At 61.9% G+C, this 20740-nt stretch carries 19 protein-coding genes; 5 read left to right on the forward strand and 14 right to left on the reverse strand.

The annotated features are described in order from the left end of the window. Positions 1-22 precede the first annotated feature (22 nt). The 3 genes from IG629_RS11980 to greB are packed head-to-tail and all read right to left on the reverse strand — an operon-like array spanning position 23 to position 2249. Positions 23-703: a gamma-glutamyl-gamma-aminobutyrate hydrolase family protein gene (locus IG629_RS11980; protein ID WP_193172174.1), complete on the reverse strand. Its 681-nt coding sequence runs from the start codon at positions 701-703 to the stop codon at positions 23-25. Further along, positions 700-1683, reverse strand: coding sequence for an amidoligase family protein (locus IG629_RS11985; RefSeq protein WP_193172175.1), 984 nt, complete (start codon positions 1681-1683; stop codon positions 700-702). Before IG629_RS11985 ends, IG629_RS11980 begins: the two co-directional genes overlap by 4 nt. 11 nt (positions 1684-1694) lie before the next feature. Continuing rightward, positions 1695-2249: a transcription elongation factor GreB gene (greB, locus tag IG629_RS11990; RefSeq protein ID WP_193172176.1), complete on the reverse strand. Its 555-nt coding sequence runs from the start codon at positions 2247-2249 to the stop codon at positions 1695-1697. A 142-nt stretch (positions 2250-2391) separates the two neighbouring features. On the opposite strand from greB, the gene IG629_RS11995 reads away from it, so the two are divergent. After that, positions 2392-3426, forward strand: a complete 1035-nt coding sequence (locus IG629_RS11995) for a trans-3-hydroxy-L-proline dehydratase (protein WP_193172177.1) — start codon at positions 2392-2394, stop codon at positions 3424-3426. Between the two features lie 174 nt (positions 3427-3600). Further along, on the forward strand, positions 3601-4401 hold the full coding sequence (locus IG629_RS12000) for a delta-class carbonic anhydrase (RefSeq protein WP_193172178.1): 801 nt from the start codon (positions 3601-3603) through the stop codon (positions 4399-4401). Between the two features lie 48 nt (positions 4402-4449). Here the strand turns inward: IG629_RS12000 and IG629_RS12005 are convergent, their stop codons facing one another. The 4 genes from IG629_RS12005 to IG629_RS12020 are packed head-to-tail and all read right to left on the reverse strand — an operon-like array spanning position 4450 to position 8976. Further along, positions 4450-5514 carry a DUF4340 domain-containing protein gene (locus IG629_RS12005; protein WP_193172179.1) on the reverse strand — a complete coding sequence of 355 codons (1065 nt, stop codon included), beginning with the start codon at positions 5512-5514 and terminating at the stop codon, positions 4450-4452. Positions 5515-5524: 10 nt separating this feature from the next. Beyond that, positions 5525-7522, reverse strand: coding sequence for a Gldg family protein (locus IG629_RS12010; protein WP_193172180.1), 1998 nt, complete (start codon positions 7520-7522; stop codon positions 5525-5527). Between the two features lies 1 nt (position 7523). After that, positions 7524-8258 (reverse strand): ABC transporter permease subunit, encoded by a 735-nt coding sequence (locus tag IG629_RS12015; RefSeq protein WP_028466069.1) that lies wholly within the window; start codon positions 8256-8258, stop codon positions 7524-7526. Further along, entirely contained in the window at positions 8251-8976 is a 726-nt protein-coding gene (locus IG629_RS12020) for an ABC transporter ATP-binding protein (RefSeq protein WP_193172181.1), read from the reverse strand. The genes IG629_RS12015 and IG629_RS12020 overlap by 8 nt, the downstream gene beginning before the upstream one ends. Before the next feature lie 158 nt (positions 8977-9134). Here IG629_RS12020 and IG629_RS12025 point away from each other — a divergent pair, with 158 nt between their 5' ends. Next, on the forward strand, positions 9135-10868 hold the full coding sequence (locus tag IG629_RS12025; RefSeq protein WP_193172182.1) for an adenylate/guanylate cyclase domain-containing protein: 1734 nt from the start codon (positions 9135-9137) through the stop codon (positions 10866-10868). Here the strand turns inward: IG629_RS12025 and IG629_RS12030 are convergent. Next, on the reverse strand, positions 10843-12660 hold the full coding sequence (locus IG629_RS12030; RefSeq protein WP_193172183.1) for a methyl-accepting chemotaxis protein: 1818 nt from the start codon (positions 12658-12660) through the stop codon (positions 10843-10845). The two genes, IG629_RS12025 and IG629_RS12030, sit on opposite strands and share 26 nt — an antisense overlap. An 83-nt stretch (positions 12661-12743) precedes the next feature. After that, positions 12744-13634 carry an AraC family transcriptional regulator gene (locus tag IG629_RS12035; protein ID WP_193172184.1) on the reverse strand — a complete coding sequence of 297 codons (891 nt, stop codon included), beginning with the start codon at positions 13632-13634 and terminating at the stop codon, positions 12744-12746. On the opposite strand from IG629_RS12035, the gene IG629_RS12040 reads away from it, so the two are divergent. After that, positions 13633-14808, forward strand: coding sequence for an MFS transporter (locus IG629_RS12040; RefSeq protein ID WP_193172185.1), 1176 nt, complete (start codon positions 13633-13635; stop codon positions 14806-14808). The two genes, IG629_RS12035 and IG629_RS12040, sit on opposite strands and share 2 nt — an antisense overlap. Positions 14809-14838: 30 nt before the next feature. Here IG629_RS12040 and IG629_RS12045 read toward each other — a convergent pair whose 3' ends face one another. Further along, on the reverse strand, positions 14839-16851 hold the full coding sequence (locus tag IG629_RS12045; protein WP_193172186.1) for a methyl-accepting chemotaxis protein: 2013 nt from the start codon (positions 16849-16851) through the stop codon (positions 14839-14841). A gap of 229 nt (positions 16852-17080) precedes the next feature. On the opposite strand from IG629_RS12045, the gene IG629_RS12050 reads away from it, so the two are divergent. Further along, on the forward strand, positions 17081-17887 hold the full coding sequence (locus IG629_RS12050; protein ID WP_193172187.1) for an N-acyl homoserine lactonase family protein: 807 nt from the start codon (positions 17081-17083) through the stop codon (positions 17885-17887). Between the two features lie 10 nt (positions 17888-17897). Here the strand turns inward: IG629_RS12050 and IG629_RS12055 are convergent, their stop codons facing one another. The 4 genes from IG629_RS12055 to IG629_RS12070 form a co-directional block, all read right to left on the reverse strand. After that, a complete protein-coding gene (locus IG629_RS12055) occupies positions 17898-18299 on the reverse strand; it encodes a carboxymuconolactone decarboxylase family protein (RefSeq protein WP_193172188.1) in 402 nt (133 codons plus the stop codon). 62 nt (positions 18300-18361) lie between these two features. Beyond that, complete coding sequence (gene phbB / locus IG629_RS12060) at positions 18362-19084, reverse strand: acetoacetyl-CoA reductase (protein WP_193172189.1); 723 nt, start codon at positions 19082-19084, stop codon at positions 18362-18364. Positions 19085-19177: 93 nt separating this feature from the next. After that, positions 19178-20353 (reverse strand): acetyl-CoA C-acetyltransferase, encoded by a 1176-nt coding sequence (locus IG629_RS12065; protein WP_193172190.1) that lies wholly within the window; start codon positions 20351-20353, stop codon positions 19178-19180. A 162-nt stretch (positions 20354-20515) separates the two neighbouring features. After that, on the reverse strand, positions 20516-20740 hold a 225-nt coding region (locus tag IG629_RS12070; RefSeq protein ID WP_193172191.1), incomplete at its 5' end, for an alpha-hydroxy-acid oxidizing protein.

Below are 20740 nucleotides of genomic sequence, written 5' to 3' on the forward strand. Positions count from 1 at the left end.
GCGAACGGCAAGAAAGCGGGGTTTATTCTTTCCCGGCGGCGGCGCGGATCAGGGCCCGGTAAAGCCGCTGCTGCGGCCGGTTGAAAACCAGAAATTCAGGATGCCACTGCACCCCGAAGAAAAGCTGGTCACCGGTACTCTCGATCCCCTGCACCATGCCCCGTCGATCATGTGCCGACACCCGGAGGCCCTCGCCGATTCTATCGACCGACTGATGGTGAATACTGTTCACCCGGCACCAGCTCACCCCGAGCATTTCTCGCAGGCGCGATCCCTCGTCGATTTCGATCCTTTTTACCGGCAACGGCGTCCGCCGGGCCCGGGTGCCGGGATAGGCCTCGGAGATTTCATTGTGCAGATCGCCGCCGAAATACACATTCAGGATCTGGGCCCCACGGCAAATGCCAAGGACAGGTCGTTTTCCATCCCTGAACTGATCGAGCAGCGCGAGCTCGAAGGCATCCCGCTCCGGATCGATCGCCTCCTCTATCGTAACCTCACCGCTATAGAGCGCCGGCGCGAGATCGCTGCCGCCGCCGATGATCACCCCATCGAGCGCATCGGCATCAAGCGGACGGTCAGGCCCGAGCCGAACGCTCCGCCCGCCGGCACGCCAGATCGCGAACCGGTGAAAGGACAGCGGGATCAAACCGGATTTGCTGGATGTGGAGATCCCGATCAGCGGGCGGTAGCTGTTGCTCATTCAACACCGAACAAGCGGCGCAACCGCCCGGAAATACCGGCCTGTCTTGCCGCGCGAAAACTGACGATGGCCGCGCCAAGCCGCTCCGGATCAGCAGCCAGTTCTTCCACCGTAACCCAGCGGTTCCATTCGGTTACCGCAGACCAATCCGGATCGCCGAGATCGGCGTTCGGCAGGCGGTAGTGATAGGTCGGGCGCGGTTTGATCAGGACATCCGTTATCCGGCTGCGTACCCGTTCCGGCGCCAGATGGGTAAAGAGCGGCAGCATATCAAGCTCGCGGTTCCGGGTCGGATTCATCTCGAGATAATCGTCAATCATTGTCTCAAGGTCCGCCGGGTAGTCAGGCGAGAGAATTCTCCGCGCGTAACTCTCCGGGAAATGGGCAGTGTGCGGCAGAATGCGGCGGGTGATATCGACGGCTACCGCGTCTCTGAGATTTTCGGACAGCAGGAGATAGGCCTGCAAGACACGCAGGATTTCCTCCGGCGCACCGGTTGCGACCTCCACATTCAGATGCAGCCCGAAGGCATAAAACGCGCTTTCCCGGGTGCCAAGGGCCCCATGCCGGCGCAGGAGCGCGAACACGTCATCAAGCGCCCCCAGACTGGACCAGGGGATCGGCGGAAACACGATCTCCACCGGCACCAGCCCGGTCAGGGCATCGCCCAGAGGACCGCGCCAGTCGTCCGGCAGCTCAAAGTCCCTGAACAGGGAGCTGGAGCTGTCCGCTGTTCCTTCCGCACCGGAATTCCCATGCACATACTGGAGATCAAGTTCGACCGTGGCCTCACCCCATTCTTCATGGCGCAGGATGGTGCGGTGCGCGTCGATTTTCTCCGCCTCGCCGCCGAACGCATCCAGCAGGAGATCCACCGTCTGTTCCACCGACAGCCCGGCAAATTCCAGCTCAACGCCGACCCTGCGGTCCTGTCCTTTCGCAGTCTTTGCGACCGGAGGCGATTTGGGAGAAACGGGCATCGGCGCTCCTGCTATCTGCTCTCGTATGAGATCTTGATTACCTCGACCGATTGCGGACCGCGCGGCGTGCGCACCTCGACCACGTCGCCAATCTCGGATTTCAGCAAGGCCCGGGCGATCGGCGAGATCCAACTGACATCGCCACGGTCAAGATCGGCCTCGTCAATGCCAACGATGCGGAAGGTCCGCTCGTTATCCTCCTCGTCCGCGTAGGTGACCGTCGCGCCGAAATACACCCGGTCCTTGTTTGGCTGTGCGGCCGGGTCGACGATTTCCGCAGCTTCCATACGCTTCAGCAGAAAGCGCATGCGGCGATCGATCTCGCGCAGCCGCTTCTTGCCGTAGATGTAATCCCCGTTCTCGGAACGGTCGCCGTTCCCGGCTGCCCAGGACACGATCTCGACGATCTTGGGGCGCTCTACCCGGCGCAATTGCTTCAGCTCATCCTGTAGCGCCTTGAAGCCCGGCGGCGTGATGTAGTTCTTGACGCCTTTCGGGGACGGATCTGGGATCTCGTCCTCTTCCTCGAAGTCGCTGTCATTCTCTTTGACGAAGGCTTTGCTCATCTCTGCTTTCTGACCGTCAGTCCACACATGGGCCGATCCCCAGAGTGCAGACATAGCTGCCCCTGTTCAAGCAGACCTGTTGCCTGGCCTGCCATCGTCATGCGCTACTGATCGGGAAATAGCGCAGGAGCGGAAAAGTTCCATGAGAAGCATGAAACAGGTGCATGTGGTCGGCTGCCACGCCGCGGGCGAAGTCGGCGATGTCATTGTCGGAGGCGTGGCGCCGCCACCGGGGGACACGATCTGGGAGCAGGCCCGCTGGATCGCCGAGGACGGGACGCTCCGTGATTTCATGCTGAACGAGCCGCGCGGCGGCGTCTTCCGGCATGTGAACCTGCTGGTGCCGCCGAAGGACCCGCGCGCGGCGATGGGCTGGATCATCATGGAGCCGGTGCATACTCCACCCATGTCCGGCTCGAACTCGATCTGCGTCTCCACCGTCCTGCTAGAGACCGGTATCGTGCCGATGGAAGAGCCGGTGACCCGCTTCATGCTGGAGGCGCCCGGCGGGCTGGTCGCGGTCGAGGCGCAGTGCAGGGACGGCAAGGCTGAAAGCATTACGGTACGCAATCACCCCTCCTTCGCCGCTGCCATCGACGTGCCGCTTGAGGTGGAAGGACACGGCACCCTGACGGTGTCGACAGCCTATGGCGGGGACAGCTTCGTGATCGTCGACGCTGATGCCCTCGGTTTCGCCATCCGGCCAGACGAAGGCCGCGCTCTCGCGGATCTCGGCGCCCGGCTCACACGGGCGGCGACCGAACAGCTCGGCTTCAGCCATCCGACGAACCCGGACTGGCGGCACATCTCCTTTTGCCTCTTCGCAGGCGGCCTGACAGACGGTGCCAAAGGACTGGAGACCCGGCATGCCGTCGCCATCGAGCCCGGCAAGATCGATCGTTCCCCAACCGGAACAGCTCTCTCCGCCCGCATGGCTTTGCTCCGCGCCACCGGTCGCATGAATGTCGGAGACCGGCTCACGGCCCGGTCCATCATCGAGTCGACCTTCACCGGCCGGATCGAGGAAGAGACCGAGATCGGCGGGTTGCCCGCGATCATTCCCTCGATCACCGGCAGTGCCTGGATTACCGGAAACTTTCAGTACCTGCTCGACCCGACAGACCCCTGGCCCGGCGGCTACCGGGTCGGCGATACCTGGCCCTGTGGCACTGTCTGAAGGCTTGCTCCTGTGTGGTAAAACTCAACGCGATCAAGCTCAATTGTGTTTTATTCCATACTCTCTCTGGTTGCGCCCACGGGAAGCTCTGCTGAGCATATGAGAGATGCGAGAAGCGAAAACGGATCATGTGCCGGACGCAGGGCGCCCATGATCCCAAGCAAAGGAAAAGACATGAGGAAACTCAGTGCATTTGTCGGCATGGCAGCGCTGCTTGCCATTTCCGGCGTAAACGGCCCGGTCAATGCGGCTGATATCTGCACCGGCTACGGCCCGCAGACACCACGCGATATCACGCAGCGGGACGGAACCAACGCGCGCCTCTTCTCCCTCGCCCCTGCCTCCGACAAGCTCAATCTCTGCAATATCCACACACATACGAATGCCGAGCACAAGGGCCCGGGCTTTTCAGTCTTTGCCGGCGGCGGCGACTATGGCGGATACAAATGCAACGATTCCGGCGCTCTCTCGGCGGCGGAGCTTGCCGAACCCGCTGGCGGTTCCGGCGCCTTCGGTCACGTCAAACCGGGCGACACGATTGAAGTCCACTGGGTCTTCAGCTCCTGTGCGGTCGCCCCCGGCCCGGGGCTCGGCTCCTGCCTCAGCGAGGCCTGCGCCAACCCGGAGCTGCGTGTCGAAGCCCAGGCCTTCCTGGTGGTGAACGACCCGAACGCCATCGACTTCACCACATTGACCTATGACGGGCATATGGCTGGCGGCCTGCATCAGCCCAAGGCGCTGCCGACCGGCACAGGCAATCCCGTGGTATTTGCCGGCTCAACAACCGGGCCCAGCTACACCGAAGCGAAATGCTCCCCGCTTCAGGTCACCTGGAGCGTCAGGCCGAACTGCGCGCGGGTCGATATCAACTCGCTCAATCGCTGGGCCGAAGCGGGCAATGTCTTCGAAGAGAAAAAGTCGCACGGCGTGCGCCAGCTGGTGACCGCGCCGGCACTGCTTTCAAAGATCAAGTGAGGTCATGATCCGGGAGGGGCCAGCCTCTCCCGCTCAATCCCCTCCCGGTCAGCCCTCGGTGGCGGGCTTCGTTGCCGATTCCATGCTGTGGCGGAGCCTCTGCAAACGGCTGTCCGACAGGCGATAGGCCCAGCGTGAAAGCCTCTCCGCATTGGCGGCGGCAAAGGACTTGGCTTCTTCCGTCGCATCCGGGGCGACATTCACCGAAAAATGCGTCCAGGTTTCAACAACGCCGCCCGTGCCGGGAACTTCCGCGAAATCGACGATCACGGTGAGGCCGCCCCGGGTCTGATAGATCGCGTTGCCGAGAGACGGCTCGAAGGTCATGCCGTTCATCGACCGGACATCCTCGAAAGTCAGTTTCGTCAGCCCATCGGTGATTTCGTTCAGCGTGTAGAATGTCGCGAACTGCCGGTCTTCCGGCATATTCATCAACGCGAACGGCGTCTCGCCCTCGCCCGTGCGGCGCACTTCCAGCACCTCGCCGTTCGGCGCCGTCAGATGGATCTCCTGGATCCGGTCGGCGCCGATATCCACCACCGCCTCATCCGTCCACGAGGCGATTCGTTGCACATCATCGACCTGTCCGTGCGCAAGCCAGGACCGGGCATCGCCGCTCTGCCGCAAATAGAGCATCGCACCGCCGGTACCGCTGGTCCGGTCGTTTCCGATCAGGGCATCGACGAGCGCGCCGCCGTCCCGGCCGAGCAACCGTACCCGTGTCGCCTCCGAGCTGGCCTCCGCCACATCAGAGACACCAAGTCGGGCATAGCGCGCGGGATCGGCTGTTTTCGCCTCGACCAGCTTCAGCTCAGACAAAGAGAGAATAAAACCCCGGACCTTTCCGGTGTCCGCCGGATATCCGTTCTGTTCCGCAATGCGCCAGGTTCCGTCCTCGCGGACGACACTCACCTGCTCAACCGCACCATCTTTATTCCAGGACATCTCGATCCGGGCGATATCGGGGATCTGCTCTTCCAGTCCCGGAAAGGCCGGCACATTGTCCAACACGGAGATCGTCGCGTCATGACGCCAGAGAACGGCAAGCACTGCCGCCAAGAGCACCGCTCCGGTCACGGCGGCCAGAATTCCAAGCGAACGCAAAGTCAACATCGGTCTCTCCCTAGCCAGCGGCCGCGGACGCATGACGGCGTCGACGGCGCAGACTGCGCCAGAAGGCAAGGATGAGCGCCAGGACCGTTATAAGGATCGGCACCAGGGCGATATTGTAGAACCAGAGCGAAGTCTCCAGCCGATCGACATCCTCGCGGACAGAGCGCTGCACGGCACGAAGCTCGCTGCGTATCCGGAGAATTTCCTGCCGGTAAGCCTCGATCTCGGCCTGTTCTTTCTCCGTCACGATAGCCGCCGATCCGTCCGGCATCCTGCGCCGCAGCTCGTCAAACCGTTGTTGCGTATCGGCAAGGGTCTTTTGCAGTTGCTCTTCCCGGGCCGCGTACTGTTTCTCAGCCTCGCGCTCGATCTGCTCCAGCACGTCGAACGGGCGGGAGGTCGAGCCACGGCCCCGCAATCCCAGAAGGGTGCTGCTGCCGGACAGGGCATCGAGGCTGTTCAGCACGAAATCGCCATTGCCCGCGACAGGCACCGGCACCCGTCGGCCGAAAAACTGCTGCACCCGGACCCAGAACCGGTCCGCCAGGATATCGCTGTCGGTGACGACGATCACATCGAGCGGCGCGGTCGATTCCGTCAAGACCTGCGGGAACTTCGCCTTGTAGGTCGCATCGTCTTCCGCGCTCGGTGCCTCATCGCCTTCCTTCAGCATCTTCTCCGGCGGGCCGTCGGGGAAAGCCGTGGTCATCTTGTCGGCCGTCAGCCGCGCGGCGATGACCAGCGGTTTCGGGCCGGGCTCGTAGCTGCGCAGCAGGGCTTCCGGCGAACGCATGCCTTTGACCTGCTCGACATTCAGCTCGGACGAGCCGAGCGAGGTCGAGACCAGAGGCGTCATTGTCACCGCCGCACCATCGGCCAACGCGATATGACCGGCGCTGGCAACGGCCAGCGTGCCGACATTCGTGGTGATCGGCGAGGATTGGTCGATATTGCCGCCCTTGAGTTCCAGCCAGACCACGTAATCTACCGGCCGCCGGCCCTCGCCAGGCTGCACCTTGCGCGCGGTCAGCCGGTCGGCCGCGATCCTGGTCGGATCGTAGATCACACCCCAATGATCGAACAGGGTCGCGAGATTGCTGCGTTCCGGCGCCAGTTGCCCGAAGAACTGCGCCTGCCCGCCTTCGGTCTCTGAATAAGGATCGATGATTACCAGTGCTTTTCCGCCACCAAGCAGGAACTGGTCGATCGCGAACTGGGCGCGCGGGCCGAGTTCGGCCGTATGGGCCAGCATGAGCACGGTCACATCGTCCGGGATCTTGTCGAATTCCGCATCGAGATAGCGGGTCTCGTAGGTCGCGCCGATCTGGTCCGCGAGGATGTAAGGCGCCACCGGCGTCTGCTGCCCCATGGCGTTCATCCGCACCGTGCCTTGCATCGGCAGGCTGGTGACGATTCCGAGGACGGTTCGTTTCGGTTTCGCAAGAGAATAGATCAGGCGCGAGATATCGTATTCGAGGAAGGTTTCCCGCTCCGGCTGCAGGAACGGAATGACCTCGAGATCGTCGGTCAGGTTGGTACCGGAGATGCCGAAGAACACCTGTTCTCCGCCTTCCTGCAACGGTATCTGCTGCAGACCATCCGCGACGGCGCGGTCCTCAAGTTCGGTAAAGGGTTCCGGATCGTAAACCTCGACACGGACCTTGCCGTCCGAGCGGGCCGCGTATTCGTCGAGCAGATCCCGCACCCGGCCGGCATAGATGCCGTAGAACGGAACCTCCCGGCCCAGTGCCTCTGAATAGTAGAACTTCAGAGTGACCGGCTCCTCGATGCTCTCGAGCAGCGCTTCGGTGCCGTCGGAGAGCGAAAACAGCCCTTCCTCGGTCAGGTCGAGCCTGGTCGAGGTGAACAGAGCCGAGGACAGCACGTTCACTGCCAGGAAAAGCGTCAGCAGCAGGAACAGGGCTGCGACGGCCAGACGGCCTTGCGTGAAGAAGCTGCTACGGGTTCGGGCCGAAGCAACGGGGAGAGGCGCAGAGGGAGTGCTCATCCTATTCCGCCTTCTTCCAGTCGATGACATAGGCATTCGCGGTCAACGCAATGGCAATCGCGGAGCCGAAGAAGATCAGGTCGCGCAGATCGATCACACCGCGCTGAATAGCCTGAAAATGCGTCATGAAGCCGAAGCTGGCGATGGTCTGGACCAACTCGCCCGGCGCCCAGTTCTCGAAATAGTTCAGCAGGATCGGCGAGCCCGCCACGGTGAAGAGGAAACAGACCGCCGCCGCGACGACAAAGGCGATCACCTGGTTCTTGGTCATCGCCGAGATCAGCGAGCCGATGGCCATATAGGCGCCGGCCATCAGGTAGCTGCCGAGATAGGAGGCGACAATGACGCCGTTATCCGGATTGCCGAGATAATTGACGCTGATCCAGAGCGGGAAGGTCAGGGCCAGTGCGACGCCCGTAAAGGCCCATGCCGCCAGGAACTTGCCGATCACGGCCTCGACCATGGTGATAGGCAGGGTCAGCAGAAGCTCGATGGTGCCGAGCCTGCGATCCTCGGCCCAGAGCCGCATGGAAAGGGCCGGCACCAGAAACAGATAGAGCCACGGATGAAAGCCGAAGAAGGGCTGCAGGTCGGCCTGGTCGCGGGCGAGGAACCCACCGACGAAAAACGTCATCGTCCCGGCCATGACCAGGAAGATGACAATGAAGATGTACGCCAGCGGCGTGGCGAAATAGGCGGCGAACTCGCGCCGGAAGATCAGCCCGATGTTACGCATGACCGGTGACCTCGCGGAAATAATCATCCAGGCTTGCGGCGCCGGACCGGGCTTTCAGGTCGGCGGGAATGCCGTCCGCCAGCACGCGGCCCCGGGCGATGATCATGGCCCGGGTACAGACCGCATCGACCTCTTCCAGAATGTGGGTCGAGACGACGATACATTTCTCCGCGGCCATGCTCTGGATCAGGCCGCGCACCTCGTGCTTCTGATTCGGATCGAGGCCGTCCGTCGGCTCGTCCAGGATCAGCACTTCGGGATCGTGGACCAGCGCCTGCGCCAGACCGACCCGGCGCTTGAAGCCCTTGGACAGGGTCTCGATCGGCTGCATCACCACATCGGACAGACGGGTCTGCGCGATCACTCGCTCTACGGCGCCCGCCACATCTTTTTCGGCAATCCCGCGAATGCGCGCGACGAAGCAGAGAAAAGACAACGGCGTCATGTCCGGATAGGCCGGCGCGCCCTCGGGCAGGTAGCCAATCGCCGCCTTCACCGCCTGCGGCTCCTGCCGTACGTCATGCCCGGCAACGACAACGGTTCCGGCGGTCGGCGCCAGAAAACCGGAAATCATTTTCATTGTGGTGGATTTGCCGGCCCCGTTCGGGCCGAGGAAGCCAAGCACCTCACCGCGCCCGACCTCGAACTCCAGACCGTCGACGGCTGTGATCGCGCCGAAACGCTTTGTCAGCTTCTGAATGGATAGTAGCGCACTCATGATCTTGCGAACCCGGCCCCTATCGGCATCTGCTGTGTGCCTTCCTGCTCGTGTACCCGATCTCACAGAAAATTCAAAGGATTGGGTTTTTACCAGGATTGATTATCTAATGTCCTTTTGACCAAATTAAACAGACGCGGATAGCCGGAGCAAAATGCTTGTCTGATGATTTAGCGAAACCGCGTGGCTGGAACAGCCCGCTTTGGCGGCGGCTGAACACTCTCTCCGGACTGGTGCTCTTTACCTATGTCGCCTCCCATCTGCTGAACCATGCCGTCGGCATCTTCTCCATTGACGCCCTGGTGGCGAGCGGCAAGTGGTTCGCTATTTTCTGGCACCAGGTGCTCCCGACCGCAGCCCTATATTCCGCCCTGACCGTCCACCTGGTAATCGCGCTTGTCGCCATCTATCGGCGAGACTCCCTTCGGGACATGAGCCGGGCGGAGCTCGCCCAACTCACGCTCGGTCTTTCCATCCCGGTGTTCCTGATTGCCCACCTTATGGGAACGAGGGTTCTGGATGAGTTTTTCGATGCCGACCCGTCCTACCTCTATGTTCAACTCGTGGTCTGGAAGTTCGCGCCGCATTATATCGCCACCCAGACCTTACTGCTGCTGGCATCATGGATTCACGGCTGCATCGGCCTGCATCTCTGGCTTCGGTTCAAGCTCGGATATCGCCGCCTGCAGCCGCTCTGGCTCACACTCGCAGTCATGGTCCCAACGCTGTCCCTCGCCGGGTTTGTCGCCTCCGGGATGGAAGTGCTGCGCATGGCGGAAGACAGCGCATGGCTCGGCTTCGTCCTGGAGTCTTTCGAGTTACCGCGCGGTGAGGAGCAGCATACGTTTCTGGCCTGGGTGCAAGGCATCGAATACGGCTATTACGGCTTGATTCTGCTGGCTTTTGTCGCGCGCGCCGTGCGCCTGCATCTGCTGAAGCAGGCCGTGCCGGATGTCACCTTGACCTACCATACCGGCCAGCAGGTCGGACTGCGTCCCGGCGCCACCATCCTTGAGACCAGCCGGAGCGCCGGCATTCCTCATGCCTCCGTCTGCGGCGGCCGCGGACGCTGCTCCACCTGCCGGGTGCGGATCGGCATCGGACTGGATGCCCTGCCGCCACCGTCCGAGCTCGAAGCCAAGGTCCTCAACCGGGTCGGTGCGCCGGACAATGTGCGACTCGCCTGCCAGACCGTCCCCACCGTCGACATAGAAGTGACGCCCCTGCTACCGCCGGCGCAGGCAAGTGTCGAGGATACGGGGGAGCGGCCGGACTATCTCGCGGGCCAAGAGCGCGACATCGTCGTGCTGTTCGCCGATATCAGGGGCTTCACCAAGCTGACAGAACAGCGCCTGCCCTACGACACGGTGTTCATCCTGAACCGTTACTTTTCCGAAATGGGCCATGCCATCGAAAGCGGAGGCGGCCGCATCGACAAGTTCATCGGGGATGGCATCATGGCCCTGTTCGGGATCGATCGGGGCATCGAGGTCGGCGCCCGCAACGCCATCACAGCCGCCCGCCTCATGGGGGAAAACCTGCAACGGCTGAACGAATCACTGGCCGCGGATCTGGACGAGCCGCTGCGCATCGGCATCGGCATCCATGGCGGCCCGGCCATTGTCGGCGAGCTGGGCTATCGGGAAACGAGGGGCCTGACGGCAGTCGGCGACACGGTGAACACCGCCAGCCGCCTGGAAGCCCTGACCAAGGATCACGGCGTCCAGCTCATCCTCTCGGACTCCGTGATCTCGGCGGCGGGCATGTCTGTCGAGATTGGCGAGCGGGCAGAGATTACCGCCCGCGGGCGGGAGCAGAGCATCAGCGTCCGTCTTGTCGACGACGCTACTGCTCTGCCGTCCGCAGTTACCGGGAGCGGCGGTCTTCCTTGACCGGAACCGACCTCTCCCGCCGTTCAACCTCGGGAGTTGCCGTACGGACAACCCGGATGACGGTATTCTTGAGCTGTTCGACTTCATCGCCGAGCTGCTTCGTGGCGGTGGAAACCTCACCTGACAGCGAGCCAACGCCCTGAGCGTCACGGGAAACGACCGTGATCCGCTCCGTGACCTCACGCGCGCCGGCGGCCGCTTCCGTCACATTGCTGGCGATTTCACGGGTCGCCTGATCCTGGCTTTCGACCGCGGCCGTGATTTCCTCGCTCTTCTCGTTGATGCTGGCAATCGTGTCGATAATGTTGGTGATTGCCTTGACCGCGTCTGACGTCACCTCCTGCATCCGGTTGACTTCACCGGAGATCGAGGCCGTCGAATTCTGCGTCTGGGTCGCCAGATTCTTGACTTCCGATGCGACCACCGCGAAGCCCTTGCCGGCCTCGCCGGCCCGGGCGGCCTCGATCGTCGCGTTCAGTGCCAGCAGGTTGGTCTGCTCGGCGATATCGTTGATGAGACCGACGACCTCGCCAACTTTCCCGGCAGCTTCGGACAGGCTCTCCACAACACTGCGGGACTGTTCCGCCTGGGCTGCTGCCGACTGTGCGATGTCACCGCTCTGGGCAACATGGTTCGAAATCTCGGCGATGGACGCCGCCAGTTCCTCTGCGGCGGACGCAACGGCTTCCGCATTGACGAGAGATTCTTCCGACGCGGCGCTCACGGCCGTGGCGTTCTCACCCAGGTTGTGGGCTGACCCGGCCATCTGGTCCGCAATGCCGTTAAGGTGCTTGGACTCGTTCTGGACACGGGCCCATACGGTGTTCGTTTCCGCCTCGACAGTGTTCGCCATATCGTTCAGGGAGCGCTTCCGCTCCTCAGCCGAAGACTGCTCCGCAGCTTCCTGGGCAGCACGCGCCTGGGCGACTTCCGCAATTGAATCGCGCAATTTCGCGACCGCATCCATCAGGCGGCCCATTTCCGCACGGTACCCGTCCGGGACAGTGACGTTCGTATTCCCGCCGATGACAGTGCCGATAAGCTCGACCACCTTTTTCATCGGCGTCAGGATGGAATTGGCGATCAGGATGCTGATGAGAGCGCTGAAGATAACTGCTACTGCTGTGACGTAGATCAGCATCGTCTCGACAGCATGCTCATGCTCTTCGGCACGCTTCGCAGTCGCTTCGGTGAAGGCGATCACGCTAGTTAGGGTCGCCTCCAGATCCTTGATGAAGATTTCCTCTTCTTTCTCGATCGCCGCGATCATCGCGAAGACCCCGTCCTTGTCGCCGGACCGGAGTTTCTCCATGAGCTCCAAGACATGCTTGTCATAAGTTTTATGAGCTTCGAGGATCTCAACAATACTCTTGTCGACGCTGCCGTAATGCGCGAGCGCCTCGGCATTCAGTGCCCGTTCCACCGCAATGTCATGCATGGCATGGACCGCTTCGGCTTCCTCGACCACGAGTTTGGAGTACTTGTGGAACGCCTTGATCTCTTTCTCGAAAAGCTTGGCTGCCTTCGCGCGCACGTCGGCAGGTACACTGGGATAATTCATCTCTTCCCCGTACCGGACTGCGCGCTCGTAATGGATAGCCTGTTCGAGCTGGTGGGTCGTGACTTGCGTCAACAACGCGGAGATCGGGACGTCCAGCTCGGCAATCTCTTCGATCTCATCCCCGATAGACCGGAGTTGAGCGCTCGCAAAAATCGCGAGGCCAACAAGAAAGGCAATGTTAACGGCGAGCAGCGCGAACATCCGCGTGCGGATCGAAAAGGCATTCAGCATTTCAAGAGACCTCAAAGATAACCCATAAGCATGGTGCACCTTTGCCCAAATCCCTTAAAATTTCGTTTAAATCTGAATTTTCGTCACCCGTCAGGATGCGATGCGATCCTGTAATTCCTCGGGGAAATACCAAACATCTTGGTAAATGCCGCGGAGAACGCGCTCGGGCTCCGATAGCCGGCGTCGAGGGCGATTGCTGTGACAGGCTTGCCGGCGGAGAGCATTTCGAGCGCCGCGAAGAGACGGCAGCGCTGCCGCCACTCAGAAAAGGACAACCCGGTCTCGGCAGCGAAATGGCGAGTCAGGGTACGGCCACTGGCACCGACATCGCGCCCCCAGGCAGCAAGGTCCCGATCGTCGGACGGGTCGTCGATCATTGCCAACGCGACCCGGGCCGCACGCCTGTCCGAAGGGATCGGAAGATGCAAGTCGGCGGAGACAAGCTCGGTCAGCTCGTCGGCAATGACCGCCGCCAGCCTGTTCTGCCGATCCCCGTCCGATCCCGCGGAGAGCTCTTTCAGATGGACGATCAAGTGCTTGAGCAAGGGGGATACGGTGACGACACCGCACCGGGACGGAACCGGGATCACCGGCTCACCGCCGCGCGGAGCACGGATATAGAGCGAGACAAAATCGGCATCGCTGATCGCCCGGACCCGGTGCGGCACCCGGGCCGGAACCCAGACAGCCGTGCCGGGCGGCACCGACCATTGCCCCTCCTCGGTCCAGACCTGAAGCAGACCGCGCTCGGCGTGAACGAACTGGGCCCGGTCATGGTGATGTTCTCCGGTATCGTGTCCCTCAGCGAAGAAAGCTCCGAAGGCTGTAATCTGCGGCGCAGTATCGGAAAGCGCCGCGACCGCGTCCCTGATCGGCGAACTTTGTCCGGTTGGCGATATTTTTTGACTTTTCATCGTAAGACAGACGATACGCGGCATGTCATCCTGTGACCAGACCTTCAGGAGGGACTCCATGAATCCGCGCCGTCTGCTGCTGCTCAATCTGGGCCACGCGCTCGATCATCTCTTCATGCTGCTGTTTCCGGCCGTGGCAGCCCTTGCCGCCGCCGACATCGCGGACAGCTACGGCTCGGTTCTGGTGCTTGCCACCGGCAGCTTCATCGCCTTTGGCGTCTGTTCGCTGCCCGCGGGCTGGCTCGGGGACCGATGGGGCCGGGAGCGGATGATGCTGATTTTCTTCACCGGGATCGGCGGGGCCAGCATCCTGACCGGGTTTGCGACCTCTTACTGGCATCTTGCCGCCAGCCTGACGCTGATCGGCATGTTCGCTGCGATCTATCATCCGGTCGGTCTCGCGATGGTGGCCAAGGGCGGCGGCAATGTGGGACGGCGGCTCGGCGTTAACGGGGTCTGGGGCAATATGGGTGTCGCGGCATCCGCTCTGGCCATCGGTGCCTTTGTCGATTTCGCCGGCTGGCGCGCGGCCTTTTTCCTGCTCGGCGGGCTTTCCATTCTGGCCGGGTTTTTCTGGACGCGGCTGCAGGCCGAGGCGCCCGTGGAGACCGTGCAGTCACGCGGCGCGGATCATGGAGGCCCGGCTGCAGGCTGGCAGCGGGTTCTGCTGGTCATCGGCATCTCGGCCGCAATCGGCGGATTTATCTTCAATTCCATGACCGTTGCGCTACCGAAAGTATTGGATGACCGGCTCGCCTCCTTCTCCTATTCCGCAACCGAGGTCGGGGCCATCGCGAGCGCGGTGTACGCCCTTGCCGCTTTCTCCCAGATCGTCGTCGGCCGGGCTATCGACAAACATGCGATCAAACCGATTTTCCTCGCCGTCACCGCCGGGCAGGCCGTCGCGCTGTTTATTGCGGTCAATCTCGATGGCTGGGCCATGGTCGCCGCGTCCGTTGCCGTCATGGTTCTGGTGTTCGGCCAGATCCCGATCAACGATACGCTGGTGGCGCGCTACACCCCGGACCGCTGGCGCGGCCGGGTCTATGCGGTGAAATATGTGCTGACCTTCACGGTCTCGGCGGCCGTGGTGCCGGGACTCTCCTGGCTTTACGACGCGGGTGGGGGGTTCCCTGCCATGTTCCTCGGCGCGGCCGTTGCGGCAGCAATCATCACCGCGGCGGTGACGTTGCTGCCTCGGCCCTCATCCGCCGCCATCGCGGCGGCGGAATAGGCGATATGGTCGCCGGCTAGAACAAGCCGGTCAGACCTGGCGCATTTCTGCCAGGAACCGCTGCACCACCTGGCTCAGGTCGCCGGATTTCGCGGAGACCTGCTCCGAAGCGCTCAACACCTCGCCCGATATCGTCGTGGTCTCCCGCGTCGCGTCGCTGACCCCGCTGATATTTTCATTCGCGGACCCGGTACTGGCTGCGGCATCGCTCACATTGCGGGCGATCTCCTGAGTTGCAGCGCTTTGCTCCTCTACGGCGGTCGCCACCCCGGCCGAGATCCGGTTGATCTCCTCGATCCGTTCGGCGATGTGCTGAATGGACGAGACGGTGTGCTTGGTATCGTCCTGGATGGTCTGGATCTGGGTCGAGATTTCCTCTGTCGCCTGGGCGGTCTGTGTCGCGAGATTCTTCACCTCGGAAGCCACCACGGCAAACCCCTTGCCGGCCTCACCCGCACGGGCCGCCTCGATGGTGGCGTTGAGGGCGAGAAGGTTGGTCTGCTCGGCGATATCGGTGATGAGCTTCACCACCTCGCCGATTTTGGCGGAATTATCCGCCAGCCGGTGAACCAGCACACGGCTTTGTTCCGCATCCTCCACCGCCTGATCGGCCACCTGGGTCGACCGCGAGACCTGCTGTGAAATCTCCGTAATCGACGCGGAGAGTTCTTCGGCGGCGCTGGCCACGGTCTGCACATTCTCGGTCGCCTGGTTCGAGGCGGACGACGCCATGCCGGCCATGTTGCTGGACCGGTCTGCCGTCTGGGTCAGGCTGTTGGCGGAGCCGCGCAGATTTTCCGCCGCTTCGGAGACGGATGTCAGGGTCTCCGTCGCTGTGCTGTCGAAGTTTTTGGTCAGCTCCTCGATCCGGCGGGTGCGCTTCTCGCGCCTTTCCTGATCCGCCCGCGCGGCTTCCTGAAGTTCCTCGGCTTTCAGCATGCTCTCACGGAACACCAGAACCGCTTTGGCCATCTCTCCCATTTCGTCGCCGCGCTCGGTCATCGGCACTTCGGTGCTGGATTCACCAGCAGCGAGACGCGCCATCACCCCGGTCAATGCTTTGATCGGTCGCGAAATACCGCGGGCAATGAAGAAGGCTGCAGCCAGTCCGATCACGACACAGATCAGCGTCGCCACGACCGAGAGGATTTCCGTCTTTTCGGTCCTGTCGCGCGCTTCTGTCCCGATCATCGTCTGCTCGTCCCGGATGATCTCATAGGCACTGGCAGCATCCGCAAGAATGCCGGCGGCCGCAGGCTCCAGCTCTTCCGCAAGAATGCCGTTGAGCGAAACGACATGATCCCGAACCGCCTCCAATCCTTGCTGATAAGCGGCGACACTGGTCTTGAGCGCTTCGGTCAACTCGTCGTCCTGACCGAATTGAAGGTTCGCAATCAATTCGTCAAAGCTGGCCTTCAGCGGCGTCTTTTCTGCCTCGACCAGACCGAAAGTCTCCGCTTTTTGGTCCAGCAGATAGCGGTTCAGCTCAGCGCGCTGAATCAGCAGGCTGCGCAGTACCTGACCGGCCTTGTACGCCAGCTCCGCATCGTAGGCTTCGTTCGCTTCGGCCATGATCGCCGTCAGCTTCTTCTCCAGATCGGAGCCCAGCTGATTGATTTCGGCGCTCGCCACATCGCGGCGCTCGCGGCTGGCGACGACGGTTTCGAAAATCGCCCCGTAGCCGGAAAGTTTGTCCTGGATATTGATAAGGCGGGCGCGCGCCTCGTCAGTCGCGGCGCCATTCTCCGCTATCTCCAGGTCCTTGCGCACGGCGGCAATGCCCGCTTCCGCCTTTTCAGCGGACTCTGCACTGCCATCCACCAGGAACTGCTGTACTTCGGCCGCAGCCTCAAGCAGATCCGATCTCGCAGCGGTGACCTGTGAAGCCTGATTTGTCAGTTGCTGATAGCGGGTCAGAGCGCTGCCTGCCTGCAACAGGCCGAAGAATGAAGCGGCACTGTTGATCACCAGCAGGATGAGAATCCCGCCAATCCCGATCAGCAGTTTCACCCCGAATTTCATATCGTTGAACTTCGAGAACATTTGCTCTCGTCTCCCTTTTGTTTCCTTCGCCCTGCGCCAGCCATCTTGCGTGACCGTATCGCCAGACTTTTATTAAAGCTCAGCTAAAATTTGCCGCCAATTTTCTAAATCTATGATTTCACAACACAAAAGGGACTTGTTCCATATTTTTTCCCGACTGGCAATGCTATGCCATACTGGATTGGTTAAAATAATCCGGCTCAGAAACGATTTCCAGGGGAGGAACCACATGAGTAGCGAGCAGACTTACGAAGTGTACGCAGTGCGCTATGCCCATAATGCCAAGCGCATGCGAAACGAGAACTTCGTCTTCCCGGATGCCCATGACGTTCCGATGCCGCTCGACTACTTCGTCTGGGTCATCCGGAACGAGGAGCGGACCTTTGTCGTCGATACCGGCTTCGGCGAGGTTGCCTCGCTGAAGCGCGGCTCACCGCTGCTGCGATCGCCGACCGAAGGGCTGGCATTGCTCGGGATCGATGCTGCCGAGGTCGAAGACGTCATCATCACGCACATGCATTACGACCATGCGGGCGGGATTGGCGAGTTTCCGAAGGCGACTTTCCATATCCAGGATTCCGAAATGTCCTTCGCCACCGGCCGGTGCATGTGTTTCGAGGCCGTGCAGAAACCCTTCGAGGTTGAGGACGTGGTCGCCATGGTGCGCAAGGTCTATGGCGGGCAGGCAAAGTTCCACGACGGAGATGCGGAACTCGCGCCGGGCCTCAGCATCCACAAGATCGGCGGCCACTCGGCCGGTCTGATGTGCGTACGTGTACGTACCAAGCGCGGCTGGGTCGTGCTGGCTTCCGATTGCGCGCATTTCTACGAGAATGTCCGGGAACGCAAACCGTTCGTGATCTGCTACGATCTCGGCTCGATGATGACAGGGTTCAACACCATGGAACTGCTGGCGGACAGCCCGGACCACATTGTGCCCGGACATGATCCTCTGGTGATGGATTACTATCCGGCCCCGTCGCCGGATCTGGAAGGCGCCGTGGTACGGCTCGACGTGATGCCGAAAAAGGCCTGAGGCAGGACCCTCAGACCTCTTTCAGGAATTCGTCGACCTCGACCTGATAGCCCTCGATCAGCTTGTTGGTCTGGTTGAACATGCCGATCACGGCCATCAGCTCGCCGTACATTTCCTCGGTCATGCCATGGCCACGGGCCTGCCGCGTGTGCGAACGGGTGCAGTATTCGCAGCCGTTCGTCGCCGAGACCGCAACCGCGATCATTTCCTTGGTCCGGGCATCGAGGGCGCCCGGCGCCATGACCTCTTTCAGCCCGTACCAGACCCGGGCTAGGGTCGGCGGATGGGACGCCATCGTGCGCCACACATTTGGAATGAAATCGATATTCCGGGACGACATGATGTCGTCATAGACCGCGCGAACCTCGTCCGACGCGTCTTCGTAAGCAACCGGCGTGACCGTGGCGCTCATGAACGTCTCCCCATCTCGGCTATCGGAAGGTGGATGCGGGCCGGGAACCGGCCCGCCCCCGATCAGTACATATGCTGGCCGCCATTGATCGACATGGTCGATCCGGTGACGAAGCCGGCATCGTCGGCGCAGAGGAACACCACGCCGCGGGCAATCTCGTCCGCATGACCGAGACGGCCGACCGGAACCCGGGCGACAATCTTCTCCAGCACGTTGGCCGGCACGGCGGCAACCATATCGGTATCGATATAACCCGGCGCGATGGCGTTCACGGTGATGTTGGAACGGGCGCCTTCCTGGGCCAGTGCCTTGGTGAAACCGTGGATACCGGATTTGGCGGCGGCATAGTTCACCTGGCCGTACTGCCCGGCCTGACCGTTGATCGAGCCGATATTGACGATCCGGCCGAACTTCCGCTCCCGCATGCCTTCGATCACGTTCCGGCACATGTTGAAGCAACCGCCGAGATTGGTATCGATCACTTCCTGCCACATCTTGTGATCCATCTTGTGGATCGTCCCGTCCCGGGTGATGCCGGCGTTATTGACCACGATATCGACCGGACCGAGATCGGCCTCGACCTGCTTCACGCCTGCGGCGCAGGCGTCGAAATCGGAAACATCCCACTTGTAGGAAGGGATACCTGTGCGTTCGGTAAACGCCTTCGCCCGCTCGTCATTGCCCGCGTAATTCGCGGCAACCGTGCAACCGGCCTCTTTCAGACCAAGACTGATAGCTTCGCCAATGCCTCGGGTCCCACCCGTTACGATTGCGACACGTCCCATTATTCCCTCCAGTTTTTTTTATTTAGCCGATACATATTGAGAGAAATTCGGAACCGGCCCCTCCGGTTCCGCCACCGGTTTTATCTACCGGATTCAGTCCCGCTCGACGCAGAGCGCAACGCCCATCCCGCCGCCGATGCAAAGGGTTGCCAGCCCCTTCTTCGCATCCCGCTTCTGCATCTCGTGCAGCAGCGTGATCAGGACACGGCAGCCGGATGCGCCGATCGGATGCCCAAGCGCGATGGCCCCGCCATTGACGTTCACGATGTCCGGGTCCCAGCCAAGATCCTTGTTCACGGCACAGGCCTGCGCCGCAAAGGCTTCGTTGGCCTCGACCAGATCGAGATCGCTTGCGGCCCAGCCGGCCTTGTCGAGCGCCGCCCGGCTCGCCGGGATCGGACCGGAGCCCATGATCGCCGGATCGACACCACGGGTGGCAAAGGAAACGATCCGGGCCAGCGGCGCGATGCCCCGCTTCGCCGCCTCGTCTCCGGACATCAGGATGGCAATGGCCGCACCGTCATTGATGCCGGACGCATTGCCGGCCGTGACGCTGCCCTCTTTCGTGAAGGCGGGGCGCAGCTTGCCGAGCGCTTCGATCGTGGTGCCGTGACGCGGATGCTCATCCATGTCGACCACAGTGTCACCCTTCCGGCCGGAAATCGTTACGGGAACGATCTCATCCTTGAATTTTCCGGCTTTCTGGGCCGCTTCGGCCTTGTTCTGGGAAGCCGCCGCGAAAGCGTCCTGCTCGTCCCGGGTAATCTGCCACTTGGCCGCGACATTCTCTGCCGTGTTGCCCATGTGGTAGCCGTTGAAATGATCCCAGAGCCCGTCCTTGATCATGGTGTCGATGAGCTGCACGTCGCCCATCTTGTAGCCGTTGCGCAGGGTCTGGGCATGCGGTGCATTGCTCATGCTTTCCTGACCGCCACAGACCACGATCTTGCTGTCTCCGGCCCGGATCGCCTGATCGCCGAGGGCGACGGCGCGCAGACCGGAGCCGCAAACCTGGTTGATCGTGATCGCTGTCCGTTCCTGCGGGATACCGGCGCCGATGGCTGCCTGACGGGCCGGGTTCATACCCGCGGCCGCGGTCAGCACCTGCCCCAGAATGGCCTCGTCGACCTCGCCTGCATCGACCTTCGCACGGCTCAGTGCCTCCTTGATGGCGATGACGCCCAGATCCGCTCCCGACAGGGAACTCAGGCCGCCGCCAAACGCACCGATCGGGGTCCGCGCGGCCCCGGCAATTACCACATCGGTCATAGTCTCTCTCCCTCGGCGCCGCTCCTGGCGCCCTTTGCCAATCCGGGGGTCATCGCGTGACGATACCCCTCGTGGAGCACCGTCACACAATAGATTAGTACACGCAAATTGTGACCGGCACTTTGCGCCAGATCAAAACCCGGACCAAAACCCAAAGCCAAACTATGACGGGTAAGCGCCGATCAGCGGAAACGCACTGAACACATCCGGGTCGGCGACTGGAGCCGCAGGGTGAACATGGCTCGCACGGACATCGGAAAGACTGTTCTCGCCGAGCAGGGCAACAGCCGTCCGCACTTCGTCCCGCAGCAGCGTCAGCATGCGCACCACTCCGGCATCGCCGGCGGCCGCCAGCCCGCAACAGAACAGGCGTCCCCTGCCCCCCGC

This window comes from Nisaea nitritireducens, assembly GCF_014904795.1.
In the GTDB taxonomy this organism is placed as follows: domain Bacteria; phylum Pseudomonadota; class Alphaproteobacteria; order Thalassobaculales; family Thalassobaculaceae; genus Nisaea; species Nisaea nitritireducens.

Bases quoted from the DNA above. Each gene is read 5' to 3' on its own strand.
- IG629_RS12050 (WP_193172187.1), top strand. From the start codon at position 17,081: ATGAGTAGCGAGCAGACTTACGAAGTGTACGCAGTGCGCTATGCCCAT.
- greB (WP_193172176.1), bottom strand. From the start codon at position 2,249: ATGAGCAAAGCCTTCGTCAAAGAGAATGACAGCGACTTCGAGGAAGAG.
- IG629_RS11980 (WP_193172174.1), bottom strand. From the start codon at position 703: ATGAGCAACAGCTACCGCCCGCTGATCGGGATCTCCACATCCAGCAAA.
- phbB (WP_193172189.1), bottom strand. From the start codon at position 19,084: ATGGGACGTGTCGCAATCGTAACGGGTGGGACCCGAGGCATTGGCGAA.
- IG629_RS12030 (WP_193172183.1), bottom strand. From the start codon at position 12,660: ATGCTGAATGCCTTTTCGATCCGCACGCGGATGTTCGCGCTGCTCGCC.
- IG629_RS12065 (WP_193172190.1), bottom strand. From the start codon at position 20,353: ATGACCGATGTGGTAATTGCCGGGGCCGCGCGGACCCCGATCGGTGCG.
- IG629_RS12040 (WP_193172185.1), top strand. From the start codon at position 13,633: ATGAATCCGCGCCGTCTGCTGCTGCTCAATCTGGGCCACGCGCTCGAT.
- IG629_RS12010 (WP_193172180.1), bottom strand. From the start codon at position 7,522: ATGAGCACTCCCTCTGCGCCTCTCCCCGTTGCTTCGGCCCGAACCCGT.
- IG629_RS12020 (WP_193172181.1), bottom strand. From the start codon at position 8,976: ATGAGTGCGCTACTATCCATTCAGAAGCTGACAAAGCGTTTCGGCGCG.
- IG629_RS12045 (WP_193172186.1), bottom strand. From the start codon at position 16,851: ATGTTCTCGAAGTTCAACGATATGAAATTCGGGGTGAAACTGCTGATC.
- IG629_RS11995 (WP_193172177.1), top strand. From the start codon at position 2,392: ATGAGAAGCATGAAACAGGTGCATGTGGTCGGCTGCCACGCCGCGGGC.
- IG629_RS12055 (WP_193172188.1), bottom strand. From the start codon at position 18,299: ATGAGCGCCACGGTCACGCCGGTTGCTTACGAAGACGCGTCGGACGAG.
- IG629_RS11985 (WP_193172175.1), bottom strand. From the start codon at position 1,683: ATGCCCGTTTCTCCCAAATCGCCTCCGGTCGCAAAGACTGCGAAAGGA.
- IG629_RS12035 (WP_193172184.1), bottom strand. From the start codon at position 13,634: ATGGAGTCCCTCCTGAAGGTCTGGTCACAGGATGACATGCCGCGTATC.
- IG629_RS12005 (WP_193172179.1), bottom strand. From the start codon at position 5,514: ATGTTGACTTTGCGTTCGCTTGGAATTCTGGCCGCCGTGACCGGAGCG.
- IG629_RS12015 (WP_028466069.1), bottom strand. From the start codon at position 8,258: ATGCGTAACATCGGGCTGATCTTCCGGCGCGAGTTCGCCGCCTATTTC.
- IG629_RS12000 (WP_193172178.1), top strand. From the start codon at position 3,601: ATGAGGAAACTCAGTGCATTTGTCGGCATGGCAGCGCTGCTTGCCATT.